General features: G+C 69.7%; 12 protein-coding genes. 3 read left to right on the top strand and 9 right to left on the bottom strand.

Annotation, left to right across the window (positions count from 1 at the left end):
• Positions 1-193: 193 nt before the first annotated feature.
• Genes VIG76_RS13760 through VIG76_RS13750 form a run of 3 tightly spaced genes read right to left on the bottom strand, consistent with a single transcriptional unit; the run spans position 194 to position 2,267 of the window.
• Entirely contained in the window at positions 194-1,474 is a 1,281-nt protein-coding gene (locus VIG76_RS13760; protein WP_331955120.1) for a citrate synthase, read from the bottom strand.
• 38 nt (positions 1,475-1,512) lie between these two features.
• Positions 1,513-1,830 carry a ferredoxin gene (gene fdxA / locus VIG76_RS13755; RefSeq protein WP_331955118.1) on the bottom strand — a complete coding sequence of 106 codons (318 nt, stop codon included), beginning with the start codon at positions 1,828-1,830 and terminating at the stop codon, positions 1,513-1,515.
• Entirely contained in the window at positions 1,827-2,267 is a 441-nt protein-coding gene (locus VIG76_RS13750; RefSeq protein ID WP_331955116.1) for a hypothetical protein, read from the bottom strand. The genes fdxA and VIG76_RS13750 overlap by 4 nt, the downstream gene beginning before the upstream one ends.
• A 103-nt stretch (positions 2,268-2,370) precedes the next feature.
• Between VIG76_RS13750 and efeU the strand changes: the two genes are divergently transcribed.
• The 3 genes from efeU (at position 2,371) to VIG76_RS13735 (ending at position 5,297) form a co-directional block, all read left to right on the top strand.
• Positions 2,371-3,210 carry an iron uptake transporter permease EfeU gene (gene efeU, locus VIG76_RS13745; protein WP_331955114.1) on the top strand — a complete coding sequence of 280 codons (840 nt, stop codon included), beginning with the start codon at positions 2,371-2,373 and terminating at the stop codon, positions 3,208-3,210.
• A 249-nt stretch (positions 3,211-3,459) separates the two neighbouring features.
• Entirely contained in the window at positions 3,460-4,458 is a 999-nt protein-coding gene (locus VIG76_RS13740) for an ATP-binding cassette domain-containing protein (protein ID WP_331955112.1), read from the top strand.
• On the top strand, positions 4,455-5,297 hold the full coding sequence (locus tag VIG76_RS13735; protein ID WP_331955110.1) for an ABC transporter permease: 843 nt from the start codon (positions 4,455-4,457) through the stop codon (positions 5,295-5,297). The genes VIG76_RS13740 and VIG76_RS13735 overlap by 4 nt, the downstream gene beginning before the upstream one ends.
• Positions 5,298-5,312: 15 nt before the next feature.
• Here VIG76_RS13735 and typA read toward each other — a convergent pair whose 3' ends face one another.
• From typA to VIG76_RS13705, 6 genes are all read right to left on the bottom strand, one after another.
• Positions 5,313-7,220: a translational GTPase TypA gene (typA, locus tag VIG76_RS13730; RefSeq protein WP_331955108.1), complete on the bottom strand. Its 1,908-nt coding sequence runs from the start codon at positions 7,218-7,220 to the stop codon at positions 5,313-5,315.
• Positions 7,221-7,518: 298 nt separating this feature from the next.
• Positions 7,519-8,442: an acetamidase/formamidase family protein gene (locus VIG76_RS13725; protein WP_331955106.1), complete on the bottom strand. Its 924-nt coding sequence runs from the start codon at positions 8,440-8,442 to the stop codon at positions 7,519-7,521.
• A gap of 1 nt (position 8,443) precedes the next feature.
• The gene (locus VIG76_RS13720) at positions 8,444-9,559 is read right to left on the bottom strand and encodes an ABC transporter ATP-binding protein (RefSeq protein ID WP_331955104.1); all 1,116 of its coding nucleotides are present in this window, start codon (positions 9,557-9,559) and stop codon (positions 8,444-8,446) included.
• Between the two features lie 19 nt (positions 9,560-9,578).
• Positions 9,579-10,646 (bottom strand): ABC transporter ATP-binding protein, encoded by a 1,068-nt coding sequence (locus VIG76_RS13715; protein WP_331955102.1) that lies wholly within the window; start codon positions 10,644-10,646, stop codon positions 9,579-9,581.
• 28 nt (positions 10,647-10,674) lie between these two features.
• Complete coding sequence (locus VIG76_RS13710; protein ID WP_331955100.1) at positions 10,675-11,685, bottom strand: ABC transporter permease; 1,011 nt, start codon at positions 11,683-11,685, stop codon at positions 10,675-10,677.
• 107 nt (positions 11,686-11,792) lie between these two features.
• Positions 11,793-13,559: an ABC transporter substrate-binding protein gene (locus tag VIG76_RS13705; RefSeq protein ID WP_331955098.1), complete on the bottom strand. Its 1,767-nt coding sequence runs from the start codon at positions 13,557-13,559 to the stop codon at positions 11,793-11,795.
• Positions 13,560-13,612: the final 53 nt, after the last annotated feature.

The raw sequence follows: 13,612 nt of genomic DNA, 5'->3' as shown, positions 1-13,612 counted from the left end.
GGGATTCGTCTGCGGCGCGCGGCCGTAAGGCGCCGGCCTGTGGACGACGGAGCCGCGAGATGGCCTGTGGAGGAGCGGATCCCGCGAGCGCGACGTCTCGATCCCCGCAGATTCTGGGCGGTACCCGTCATTGCGGGCGTCTTAGGACGCCCGGAATCACGGAAGGCGCCCGGAATTGCGGACCGCGGCCGGGCTAGCGGCCGAGGTGGCGTTCCGACGGGCCGATGTAGAGCTGCTGCGGTCGGCCGATCTTGGTCGACGGGTCGTCGTTCGCCTCGCGCCAGTGCGCGATCCAGCCGGGCAGCCGCCCGATCGCGAACAGCACCGTGAACATCCGCGGCGGGAAGCCCATCGCCTTGTAGAGCACCCCGGTGTAGAAGTCGACGTTCGGATAGAGGCGCCGCTCGATGAAGTAGTCGTCCGAGAGCGCGATCTGCTCCAGCTCGCGGGCGAGGTCGAGCAGCGGGTCGTGCACCCCGAGGGCCTCGAGCACCTCGTCGGCGCTCTCCTTGACGAGCTTCGCGCGCGGGTCGTAGGACTTGTACACCCGATGGCCGAAGCCCATCAGGCGCACGCCCTCCTCCTTCTTCTTCACGCGCTCGACGTAGGCGGCGACGCCCTCGCCCGAGTCGCGGATGCGGGCCAGCATCGCCAGGACGGCCTCGTTCGCCCCGCCGTGCAGCGGCCCGGACAGCGCCGCGATGCCGGCCGAGATGGATACGAAGAGGTTCGCCTCGGTGGATCCGACGATCCGCACCGTCGAGGCCGACGCGTTCTGCTCGTGGTCCTCGTGCAGGATCAGCAGCCGCTCCAGCGCGCGCGAGACGACCGGGTTCACCTCGTAGGGCTCGGCGTTCGTGCCGAAGTTCAGCCGCACGAAGTTGTCGACGAACGACAGGCGGTTGTCGGGGTAGAGGAACGCCTGGCCGAGCGTCTTCTTGTGCGCGTAGGCCGCGATGACGGGCAGCTTCGCGAGGAGGCGGATGGTCGACGCCTCGACCTGCTCGGGGTCGTGGGGCGACAGCGAGTCCTCGTAGTAGGTCGCGAGCGCGCTGACGGCGCTCGAGAGCACCGTCATCGGATGCGCGTTGTGCGGCAGCGCCGTGAAGAACCGGCGCAGGTCCTCGTGCAGGAGCGTGTGCCGCCGGATCTTCTCGTCGAACTCCGCCAGCTCGTCGGGCGTCGGCAGCTCGCCGTGGATGAGCAGCCACGCCACCTCGAGGTAGGTGGAGTGCTGCGCCAGCTCCTCGATCGGATAGCCGCGGTAGCGGAGGATCCCCTTGTCGCCGTCGATGAAGGTGATCGCGGACCTCGTCGATGCGGTGTTGACGAATCCGTTGTCGAGCGTCGTGAGCCCCGTCTTGCGGGTGAGCTGCGCGATGTCGATGCTCGAGGCACCCTCGGTGGCGGGCAGGATCGGGAAGTCGGCGGTGCCACCCGGGTAGCGGATGCTCGCGGTCGTCTCGTCCGTCACCGCAGCAGCCTATCGGCGCAGGTCGATGTGGCTTCCCGTCACGCCTGGGGCGGAAGGGCGGCGACCAGGGGGTGGTCCTTCGGGATCACGCCCACCTTCGCGGCGCCGCCCGGCGACCCGACCTCGTCGAAGAACTCGACGTTGGCCTTGTAGTAGTCGGCCCATTGCGGCGGCAGGTCGTCCTCGTAGTAGATGGCCTCGACGGGGCACACCGGCTCGCACGCGCCGCAGTCGACGCACTCGTCGGGCTGGATGTAGAGCATCCGCTCGCCCTCGTAGATGCAGTCCACGGGGCACTCGTCGATGCAGGCGCGGTCCTTGACGTCCACGCACGGCAGGGCGATGACATAGGTCACGGGGCTGGATCCTCTTCTCGGGCGTCGGCCTCCAGTATCCCATCGGCGGGCGGGGAGCCCGCTCGGCGCCGGCCGGGGAGCACGGCGACGAGGAGCGCGATCAGCACCGACCCGATCAGCCAGACGATCCCCTCCGCGTTCCCGATCACGACGAGGGACCCGCCGGGGCCGCGGAGCGCGAAGAGGCCGACGGCCGCGACCACGCCGACGGCCGCCGCGATCGTGTAGAGCCGCGACACGAACGAGACCCGGATGGCCGACAGCACCGCCGCCACCATCGCGAGCGAGAGCAGCAGCCCCCACGGGAAGCCGGCGCCCGTCACGGCCGAGACGCCGGACTGGTGCTTGAAGGCGCCGAGGGTGCCGACGAGCGCGCCCGCGAGCGCGGCGACCGGCATCCCGCCCAGCAGCTCCGGGGCGGACGGACGCGCGGGCACCGGCCCATCCTGGCAGCCGGCGGGTGGACGACCCCCACGAACTGACCTAGCATCGAAGTTAGGTAATCCTTACCTTCCTTCTCCCCCGATCAGGAAGCCCACCGTGCTCGCCATCTCCCTCATCGGACTCCGCGAAGGCCTCGAGGCCGCGCTGATCGTCTCGATCCTGCTCGGCTACGCCACGAAGCTCGGACGCGCGGACCTGAAACCGCGGATCTGGGCGGGGATCGGCCTCGCCGTGGCTCTGGCGGTCGCGGTCGGCGCCGTGCTCACGTTCGGCACGGTCGAGCTGGGCGACGCGGAGGAGGCGATCGCCGGCACCCTCTCGGTCGTCGCGGTCGGGTTCGTCACCTGGATGATCTTCTGGATGGTGCGCAACAGCGCCGCGCTGTCCTCCTCGCTGCGCTCCGACGTCGACCGCTCGCTCGGCGGCGCCGGCTGGGGCATCGTGCTGCTGGCGTTCCTCTCCGTCGGCCGCGAGGGCGTCGAGACCTCCCTGTTCCTCTGGACCGCGGTGCAGTCGACCGGCCAGTCGGTGGTCGCGCTGATCGGCGCCCTGCTCGGCATCGGCGCCGCCGTCGCCCTCGCCGCGCTGATCTCCCGCGGCCTGGTGAGGATCGACGTGAGCCGCTTCTTCACCTGGACGGGCGCGCTGCTCGTCGTCGTCGCGGCGGGCGTGCTCAGCTACGGCGTGCGCGACCTGCAGGAGGCGGGCGTCCTCCCCGGAATCGGCCGCATCGCCTATGACGTGAGCGCCGCCGTGCCGCTCGACAGCTGGTACGGCACCCTGCTGAAGGGCGTCTTCAACTTCTCCCCCGCCGCCACCTGGCTCGAGGTCGCGGTCTGGGTCGCGTATGTCGCGATCGTGGGCACCTGCTTCGTGCTCGCGCTGCGCCGGCGCCCCGTGCGGCGGCCCGTCGCGGCCGTCGCCGCCGCGCACTGACCGGCACCCGGCACATCCGCGTCCGTCCCTCTCGAGGGACTGCCATGCCGTCTTCCGCCCTCCGCGCCGTTGCGGCCGCCGTGCTGGCGCCGGGCGGATGCACGGCCGATCACCTGCTGCCCGTCGGAGCGGGGACCTTCGCGATCCCGCCCGGTGCCGCGAAGGGCTCCTTCGTGGGCGCACCGCTGTTCGCCGGACGGCCTCCGACCCGCGCTCGACCGGTGTCCGCGCCGGTCGGTAGCCTGCCCCATGGCTTTCCTCGAGGCGCACGAGCTGCGCGTCACGTACCGGCCGCGGAAGGCCCCGGTCGTGCACGCCCTCGACGGGCTCGACCTCGCCGTGCCGAGCGGCACCGTGCTCGGCCTGCTCGGACCGAACGGCGCCGGCAAGACCACGGCCGTCAAGGTCCTCACCACGCTGCTCACGCCCGAGTCGGGCTCGGCGACGATCGACGGTGTCGACGTCGTCAAGGACCCCGATCGCATCCGGAGGATGATCGGCGTCTCCGGGCAGTACGCGGCGGTCGACGAGAACCTCACCGCCGTCGAGAACCTCGACATGGTCGGCCGGCTCTACCACCTGTCCGCCGCCGACTCGAAGCGCAGGGCGCTCGAGCTCGTCGACCTGTTCGACCTGATGGACGCCCGGAACCGTCCGGTGAAGGGCTTCTCCGGCGGCATGCGCCGGCGCATCGACCTCGCGTGCGCGCTGGTCATCGACCCGCCGGTCCTGTTCCTCGACGAGCCCACCACCGGGCTCGACCCGCGCAGCCGGCTCGGGCTCTGGGACGTCATCGCGCGGCTCGTCGAGGGCGGCACCACGGTGCTGCTCACCACCCAGTACCTCGAGGAGGCCGACCGGCTGGCCGACGACATCGCCGTCATCGACCACGGGAAGGTGATCGCCCGAGGCACGTCCGACGAGCTGAAGTCGCAGATCGGCGGCCAGCGCGTGCACCTCACCCTCGTCTCGCCGACCGACGCGGAGCAGGTCCGGCCCGTGCTCGAACGCGTCGGCACCGGACCGGTGCAGGTCTCCCCCGACGGGCGGACCCTCGGCGTGACCGTCGCCGACGGCGCGAGCGCGCTGCAGGCCGTGCTCGGGGAGGTCCGCGGCCGGGGCGTCGCGCTGCACGACATCGGCATGGAGCGCCCCACGCTCGACGACGTGTTCCTCGGCCTCACCGGACACGCATCCGCCCCCGAGGAGGACGCCGATCTGAAGACCGCCGGGAAGGGAGCTCGATGACCGCGCCGATCGGGACCGCGCCGGTCCCGCGCACCCTCGGCCCCCTGGCCCAATGGCTCTCGGACGGCTGGATCACGACGCGGCGCAACCTGATCAAGATCCGCCGGGTGCCCGACATCCTGGTCTTCACGACGTTGCAGCCGATCATGTTCGTGCTGCTGTTCAGCTACGTGTACGCCGGCTCCATCCGCATCCCGGGGAGCAGCTACAAGGAGTTCATCATGGCCGGGATCTTCGCCCAGACGGTCGTGTTCGGCTCCACGTTCTCGGGGTCGGCGATCGCGAACGACCTCCGGGACGGCATCATCGACCGGTTCCGGACCCTGCCGATGCGGCCGTCGGCCGTGCTGATCGGCCGGACGAACGGCGACCTGCTCATCAACGCGCTCTCGATGGTGGTGATGATCGTCACCGGCCTGATCGTGGGCTGGCGGGTCCACTCGAGCCCGCTCGAGGCGCTCGCGGGCGTCGCCCTGCTGCTGGGCTTCGCCTACGCCCTGTCCTGGGTGATGACGCTGGTCGGGATGAGCGTGCGCAGCCCCGAGGTGATCAACAACGTGGCGTTCCTCGTGCTCTTCCCGCTCACGTTCATCTCGAACGCGTTCGTGCCGAGCGAGAACCTGCCGACGCCGCTGCGGATCTTCGCGGAGCTGAACCCGGTCTCGGCCCTCGTGCTCGCGGCACGCACCCTCTTCGGCAACGTGCCGCCGGGCACCCCGACGGCCTCGTCATGGACGCTGCAGCACCCGATCCTCGCCGTGCTGATCGGGATCGGCGTGCTGCTGGTCGTCTTCGTGCCGCTGTCGATCCGCCGGTTCGGGCGGATCTCCAGCCGCTGACGGAACGAGGCCGGCTCAGGCGGTCTGGCGCTTGAGGCGAGACGCGGCCCGGCCGCGCGCGGTCTGGTCGAGCTCGACCTTGCGGATGCGCACAGCCTCCGGCGTCACCTCGACGCACTCGTCGTCGCGGGCGAACTCCAGGCTCTCCTCGAGCGACAGCTCGCGCGACGGGGTGAGGCGCTCGAGCTCGTCCGCCGTGGAGGAGCGGATGTTGTTGAGCTGCTTCTCCTTGGTGACGTTGACGTCCATGTCGTCCTGGCGCGAGTTCTCACCGACGACCATGCCCTCGTACACCTCCTCGGTCGGCTTGACGAAGAAGGTGCCGCGCTGCTGCAGGTTCTGCAGGGCGAAGGGCGTGACGACGCCGGAGCGGTCGGCGACCATCGAGCCGTTGACCCGGGTGGTGATGGGGCCGGCCCACCGGTCGTAGCCGTCGGAGATCGCGTTCGCGATGCCCGTGCCGCGCGTGACCGTGAGGAACTCGGTGCGGAAGCCGATGAGGCCGCGGGACGGCACCCGGAACGTCATCCGCACCCAGCCGGTGCCATGGTTCGTCATGCCCTGCATGACGCCCTTGCGGGCGGCGAGCAGCTGCGTGACGGCGCCGAGGTACTCCTCGGGCGCGTCGATGGTCATGTGCTCGTACGGCTCGTGCAGGTGTCCGTCGACCTGCTTCGTGACGACCTGCGGCTTGCCGACGGTGAGCTCGTAGCCCTCGCGGCGCATCTGCTCGACGAGGATCGCGAGCGCGAGCTCGCCGCGGCCCTGCACCTCCCAGGCGTCGGGGCGGCCGGCGTCGAGGACCTTGATGGAGACGTTGCCGACGAGCTCGCGGTCGAGGCGGTCCTTCACGAGACGCGCGGTGACCTTGTGGCCCTTGCCGCCCTTGCCGGCGAGCGGCGAGGTGTTCGTGCCGATGAGCATCGAGATCGCGGGGTCGTCGACGTGGATCGCCGGCAGCGGCCGCACGTCGTCGGGGTCGGCGAGGGTGTCGCCGATGGTGATGTCGGGGATGCCCGCCACGGCGACGATGTCGCCGGCGGCCGCGGACTCGGTCGGGTATCGCTCGAGCGCGCGGGTGGCGAGCAGCTCGGTGATCCGCACGTTCGACGGCTCCTGGCCGGCGCGCACCCAGGCCACGGTCTGGCCCTTCCGGATCGTCCCGTTGAAGACGCGCAGCAGCGCGAGGCGGCCGAGGAACGGCGAGGCGTCGAGGTTCGTGACGTGGGCCTGCAGGGGCGCCTCGTCGTCGTACGACGGGGCGGGGATGTGCTTGAGGACGGCCTCGAACAGCGGCTCGAGGTCGTCGTTGTCGGGCAGCTCGCCGTTGGCGGGCTGGTTCCAGCTCGCCGCGCCGTTGCGGCCGGACGCGTACACGACGGGCACGTCGAGGATGGCGTCGAGGTCGAGATCGGGCACGTCGTCGGCGAGGTCCGAGGCGAGCCCGAGCAGCAGGTCGTGGGACTCCTCGACGACCTGCTCGATGCGCGCATCCGGCCGGTCGGTCTTGTTCACGACGAGGATGACGGGCAGCTTCGCCTCGAGCGCCTTCCGCAGCACGAAGCGGGTCTGCGGCAGCGGGCCCTCGGATGCGTCGACGAGCAGCACGACGCCGTCGACCATGGAGAGGCCGCGCTCGACCTCTCCACCGAAGTCGGCGTGGCCGGGGGTGTCGATCACGTTGATGGTCACGGGCTCGCTCGAGTGGGCGCCGCGGTACGTGATCGCGGTGTTCTTCGCGAGGATCGTGATGCCCTTCTCGCGCTCGAGCTCGTTCGAGTCCATGGCGCGGTCGTCCACGTGGGCGTGGTCGGCGAAGGAGTGCGTCTGCTTCAGCATCGCGTCCACGAGGGTCGTCTTGCCGTGGTCGACGTGGGCGACGATCGCGACGTTACGCAGATCGGTGCGGGCGGCGTGCGCCATGGTGGGAGGTCCTGTCTGATCGGTCCCGGTCGTTGAGGACCGGACGGCGCGCGAGCGAGCGGCGCGAAGAGGTGGAGGGCCGAGCCGCTCCGAGGGCGCCGTCGACGGCGCCTACCTGATCAACCATGGTAGTGGGACCCGGTATTCCGCCGACGCCGGCAACGCAGGTGCGAGGCGCTGTGGGCGCATGGGGAGGTGTGGGTCGCCACTTCCGGCTCTCGAAGCGCGGCTTCAGGGGCGAGGAGTGGCAACTCACCCGGGTGGCGTGTCGCGCAGGATCTCCGGAACGGCGCGGTGGTCAGTGCATGACGGAGAGCGGCAGGTAGGCGCTGACGACCCAGTTGGGCCGGTCGACGACCTCGCTGATCTTCAGGTCCACGACGACGCTCGCGAGCACGTACGCGTCGAGCGGCTCGATGCCGTAGGTGCGGCCGAGGTGGTCGATCATCGCGCGGACGGCGTCCTGCGAGGCGCGCATGAGGTCGGGTCCGACGCCCATGGTGGCGTAGTAGCCCTGGTCCTCGATGCCGGCGCGGAGCGGGCCCGCGGTGCGGAACTGCGGGGCCGGCAGGGTGAGGCCCTTGTGCAGCTTGACGCGGAGCGCGCCCGACAGGCTCGCCTCGATCGCGGCGCCGCAGACCTCGCCGTCGCCCTGGGCGGCGTGCGGGTCGCCGACGAGGATGCGGGCGCCGGGCACCTGCACCGGCAGCAGGATGCTCGCGCCGTTCGTGATGTCGCGGGTGTCGATGTTGCCGCCGAAGCTGCCCGGCGGGAACGGCGACAGCGGCTCGGCCGTGTCGGGCGTCGCGCCGAGCACCCCGAGGAACGGCCGGAGCGGCACGGTGGCGACGCCCTGGAAGTCGGCGGTCGTCGCATCGAGCTCCCACCGGTGCACGTGCAGGTCGGGGAAGTCCTCGGCGAGCAGCCCGAAGTCCTCGAGCACGCTCGTCCAGCCCCAGGTGCCGGACCGGTACTCGACGACCTCGAGCTCGACCGCGTCGCCCGGCTCCGCGCCGGCGACGAGCACGGGCCCGACGAGCGGATAGAGCAGGTCGTAGTCGAGGTGCGGCACCGGGTCACCGTTGCGGAAGTCGTCGAGCTGCCCCGCAGCGCACTCCTGCGCGTCGAACTCGATCATGTCGCCGTCGGCGACCTCGAGCACGGGCTCGTGGTCGGGCGTCCAGAGCCGGTGGACCGGACCCGGGACCGCGTGTCGCGCCATGTCAGGCGGCGGAGCGCGGCCGCGTCCCGCGGATGCCGCTCGTCGTCGGGGCCGCCGCGCCGTCGATCAGGTCGGTGCGCGCCTCGGCGAAGTGGCAGTAGACCGACTGACCCGGCCGCTTCTCCTCGAGCACGGGCTCCTCGGTCCGGCAGCGGTCCCGCTCCGAGTCCGACAGCTCCAGGCGGAACTTCGGGCAGCGCGTGTGGAAGACGCAGCCCGACGGCGGGTTCGACGGGCTCGGCAGGTCGCCGGTCAGCAGGATCCGCTCGCGCCGGGCCTCCACGGTCGGGTCCGGGATCGGCACGGCGGACAGCAGCGCGTGCGTGTACGGGTGCATCGGCGACTCGTACAGCGTGTCGCGGTCCGTCTCCTCCATCACCTTGCCGAGGTACATCACGACGACGCGGTCGGAGATGTGGCGAACGACGGAGAGGTCGTGCGCGATGAAGATGTAGGCGAGGCCGAACTCGTGCTGCAGGTCCTCGAGCAGGTTCACGACCTGCGCCTGCACCGACACGTCGAGCGCGGAGACGGGCTCGTCGCAGACGATGAGCTTCGGCCGGAGGGCGAGCGCGCGAGCGATGCCGATCCGCTGGCGCTGGCCGCCGGAGAACTCGTGCGGGTACCGGTTGTAGTGCTCGGGGTTCAGCCCCACGCGCTCCATCAGCCCCTGGACGGTCTTCTTCACGCCGCCGTCGGGCTTCGTGCCCTGGATGTGGAAGGGCGAGCCGATGATCGTGCCGATGGTGTGCCGGGGGTTCAGCGAGGAGTACGGGTCCTGGAAGATCATCTGGATCTCCCGGCGCAGCGGGCGCATCTGACCCGGCCGCAGGTTCGCGAGCTCCTTGCCCTGGTAGACGATCGACCCCGCGGTCGGCTCGATCAGCTTGGCGATCACCCGCCCCGTGGTCGACTTGCCGCAGCCGGACTCGCCGACGAGCCCGATCGTCTCGCCCTCGTGCACGGTGAAGGAGACGCCGTCGACGGCCTTCACCGGGTTGCCCCTGGTGCCGAAGAGGCCACCGGAGCGGCCGGGGAAGTACTTGCGGATCTCCCGCACCTCGAGCAGCGGCGCGCCGTTCGGCGCGGTTGCGCTGGCTGCGGTCTCGGTCGTCATGACGAAGTTCCTCGCGTCCTCACAGGTTCGGGCGGATCTCGGTGAGCAGGATCTGGCGCCGCTCCTCCGGATCGATGTGGCAGCGCACCTCGTGCCGCGGCGACGTCGGCAGCAGGTCCGGGTGCACGGTGAAGCAGCGGTCGCCCTCGACCCGGTCCGAGAACCGGCAGCGCGGGTTGAACACGCAGCCCTTCGGCACCTGGATCAGCGACGGCGGGGAACCGGGGATCGGGGTCAGCCGTGTCTGGCGCACCCGGTCCATCCGCGGCATCGACGACAGCAGGCCCCACGTGTACGGCATCTCGGGCTTGTCGAAGAGCTCTTCGACGGGGCCCTTCTCGACGCACTGCCCGCCGTACATGACGAGGACCTGGTCGCAGGTCTCCGCGACGACGCCGAGGTCGTGGGTGATCAGGATGACGGCCGAGTTCAGCTCGTTCCGCATGTCCTTGATCAGCTGGAGGATCTGCGCCTGCACCGTCACGTCGAGCGCGGTGGTGGGCTCGTCTGCGATGAGCAGCTTCGGCTCGCAGATCAGCGCCATCGCGATCATCGCGCGCTGCCGCATGCCGCCGGAGAACTGGTGCGGGTAGTCGTCGTAGCGGCGGGAGGCGTTCGGGATGCCCACCTTCTCGAGCATCTCCACGCTGCGCTTCCGCGCGTCGCGGGCGGAGACCTTGTTGTGCACCCGGTACGCCTCGGAGATCTGGTCCCCGATCGTGTAGAAGGGGTGCAGGCTCGACAGCGGGTCCTGGAAGATCATCGCGATCTCGCTGCCCCGCACCTCCCGCATGTCGTTCTCGGAGGCCGGCACGAGGTCGACGCCGTCGAGCCAGATGTGCCCGGTGATCCGCGCCTTCGAGCCCTTGTGCAGCCCGAGGAGGGCCTGCGCTGTCACGCTCTTGCCCGAGCCGGACTCGCCGACGATCCCGAGGATCTGGCCGCGGTCCACCTCGAAGGAGACCCCGTCGACGCTCTTCACGAGGCCGTCGTCGGTCGGGAAGTGCACGCGGAGGTCCTCGACGGAGAGGAACGGGCCGCCCGGCCGGCTCGAAGCCGCGCGGGGATCGGATGCGACGCTCGTCATGAGGTGCCCTTCTGGAGAGGTGCCGGGCTCACAGTGCCACTCGGGGGTCGATGAACGCGTAGATCACGTCGACGACGAAGTTCGCGAGCACCAGCGCCACCGCGGCGACGACGGTCACACCGAGGATGACGGGCAGGTCCTGCTGGTTGATGGCCTGGATCGACAGGTAGCCGAGTCCGCGCAGGTTGAAGACCGTCTCGGTGATCACCGTCGACCCGATGAGGGTGCCGACGTCGATGCCGAAGATCGTGACGATCGGGGTCAATGCGGCCCGGAGACCGTGCTTGACGACCACGGTACGCGGCGCGAGCCCCTTCGCGCGCGCGGTGCGGATGTAGTCCTCGCCCATCGTCTCCATCATGTTGGAGCGGGTGAGCCGGGCGTAGAGCGCCGCGAAGAGGAACGCCAGCGAGATCCACGGCAGGATCATGCTCCGCAGCCACTGCGCGGGGTCCTGGGTGAGAGGCGCGTAGGAGACGTCGGGCAGCCAGCCGAGCGTGTACTCGAAGATGAGCAGCAGGATCGGACCGGTGAAGAAGATCGGCAGGGAGACGGCGGCGAGCGAGCCGCCCATGCCGATGCGGTCGATGGCGGATCGGGGCTTGAGCGCCGAGACGGTGCCGACGGTCACGCCGCCGATCAGCCAGAGGATCGCGGCACCGATGGTGAGGCTCAGGCTCACCGGCGCCGCGCGGAGGATGAGGGTGCCGACCAGCTCGTTCTGCCGGAAGGAGTAGCCGAAGCACGGGGCGCTGCACGGAATCGGCGTGCTGACGCCGTCGGTGATGGTCTGGCCGAAGAGGATCCCCGAGAGGTAATGCCAGTACTGGGCGTAGAGCGGCAGGTCGAACCCGAACCGGTGCTCGAGGGCCAGCAGCTGGGGGGAGCCGGGCTTGAAGGGCACCTTGCCCGTGTAGAAGTACACCGGGTTCGTGTGCGACAGCAGCGGCACGGCCTGGAAGATCAGGAACGTCACGACGCTGACGATCCACACGACGACGACGGCGCCGATGAGCCGGATGGCGATGAAGCGGATCATGGGTCACTCGGAACGGTGGCCGGCCGGGCGCTCTGCCCGACCGGCCACCGCCGATGCATCCTTCCTTGACGAAGTCGGTACTCGGATGCGGAACTAGCTCACCGCGGTCACTGGACTCCGACGTTGACGAAGTCGTAGATGCCGAAGGCCAGGGCGAAGTTCGCCGTGACGTTCGTCATCCGCGGGTTGCGGTAGTACAGGTACTTGCCCCAGATGTAGGGCAGGTCCGATGCCGTGGCCATGAGCGCGTGGTTGAGCTTCTCGCCCGTCGCCTGGTCCACTGGGGTCCCGGTGTTGTCGAGGATCGAGTTGATCGTCGGGTCGTTGATGCTGCCGTAGTTGCTGTTACCCGTCGGCAGGATCGCGCTGCCGTTCACGATGTTGTTGTAGAACCCGTAGTCGGTCGGGAAGTCCGCACCCCAGCCGGCGTTGATGATGCCGAGCTCCTGCGACTTCACGTTCGCCGGCGAACCCGCGAACGTGGAGTAGTAGCTGGAGGCCGCAGCGGTCTTGACGTTCAGCGTGATGCCGACGCGCGCAAGGGCCGCCTTCTCCGTCTGGTAGATCTTCGGTCCGGTCTCGCTCGGGGTCGAGTAGGCGAAGTTGGTCGTGAAGCCGTTCGGCTTCCCGCACGCCTGGAGCTCCGACTTGGCCTTCGCGACGTCACCCTGGTTGTCGGATCCGACGGGGTACGGGTTGTACTTGGGGTCGTGACCCGGGATGCCCGGAGGGGTGAACGAGCCCGCGATCTCGCCCGCCGCGGCGCCGCCGCGGACCGAGAGCAGCCCGGCCTTGTTCGTCGCGTAGAAGATCGCCGCACGGCAGTGGACGTTGGGGATCACCGAGGAGGGGATCACCAGGTAGTCGAGCGAGTCGCCCGCACCGTCGTCCGCGTACGCCTTGAGCTTCGGGTTCGAGAGGACCTGCGCCTGCAGCGTGGTGCCGATGACGTTGTCGGCCTTCGCGTCGGCCGTGCCGGCCTTCAGCTTGGCGTCGATGTCGTTCGGGTCGCTGTCGATCGTGAAGTCGACCGTGTCGACCAGCGGCTTGCGGATCTTGTCCGTGCTCTGCTGCCAGTACTGGTTGCGCGTGAAGGTGACCGACTTGTTCGGCGTGTAGCTCCCGAAGACGAACGGACCCGACGAGATCGGGTTCTTCGTGTAGGTCGCACCCGTGTAGGCCGCGCCGTTCTCCTTCTTGTCGGGAACGGGAGCGGCGGTCGGCAGCGCCATCAGGTAGTCGAAGTCGGCGAACGGCTTCTTCAGGTGGAAGGTGATGCTCTGGCCGGAGACCGAGACCGCCGAGTCGGGCAGCTCACCGCTCTTGTAGACGCCCTTGTAGGAGGACGGCACGTTGAGGATGCCGGTGTAGTAGAACGTCGGGCCGCCGTTGATGACGTCGGTGGCGTAGATGCGGCCGATCTCGTACTTGATGTCGGCCGGCGTGATCGCCGAGCCGTCGGAGTACTTCAGGTTGGGCTGGAGCGTGTAGGTCCACGTCTTGAAGTCCGCGCTGTGCTGGCCGAGGCCGGTGGCGAGGTCGGGCGAGAGCTTGAACGGCCCGGAGTTGTTGACCTGCGAGTAGCCGACCAGGGTGCGCGTGAACAGGCGCTGCATGTTCCAGCAGTAGCCGTAGTAGGTGCGGGCCGGGTCCCACGAGTCGCAGTCGGAGGAGGCCAGCAGCTTCAGCGTGCCACCCTTCTTGGTGGACGGGTTCACGTAACCGGTGACCGCGGCGTTGAACGCGGGCTGCGCGCTGCTGGTGCTGCTGCTGGACTTGGTCCCGCCGCTGCCGCTGCTGGAACAGCCGGCGAGCAGGAGCGCTCCCGCCGTGAGGACGGTCAGCGTCGCCGCCGCCCTTCGCTTGTACCTCATCGAGAAAGGTTTCCTCTCGTCTGTGCTGTGTCTGCAGCGGATCCGCTGCGGGG

This window comes from Amnibacterium sp., from assembly GCF_036559085.1.
Classification (GTDB): Bacteria; Actinomycetota; Actinomycetes; order Actinomycetales; family Microbacteriaceae; genus Amnibacterium.
Note: the sequence above shows the minus strand (reverse complement) of the source record. Positions and strands in the feature narration are given on the sequence as shown.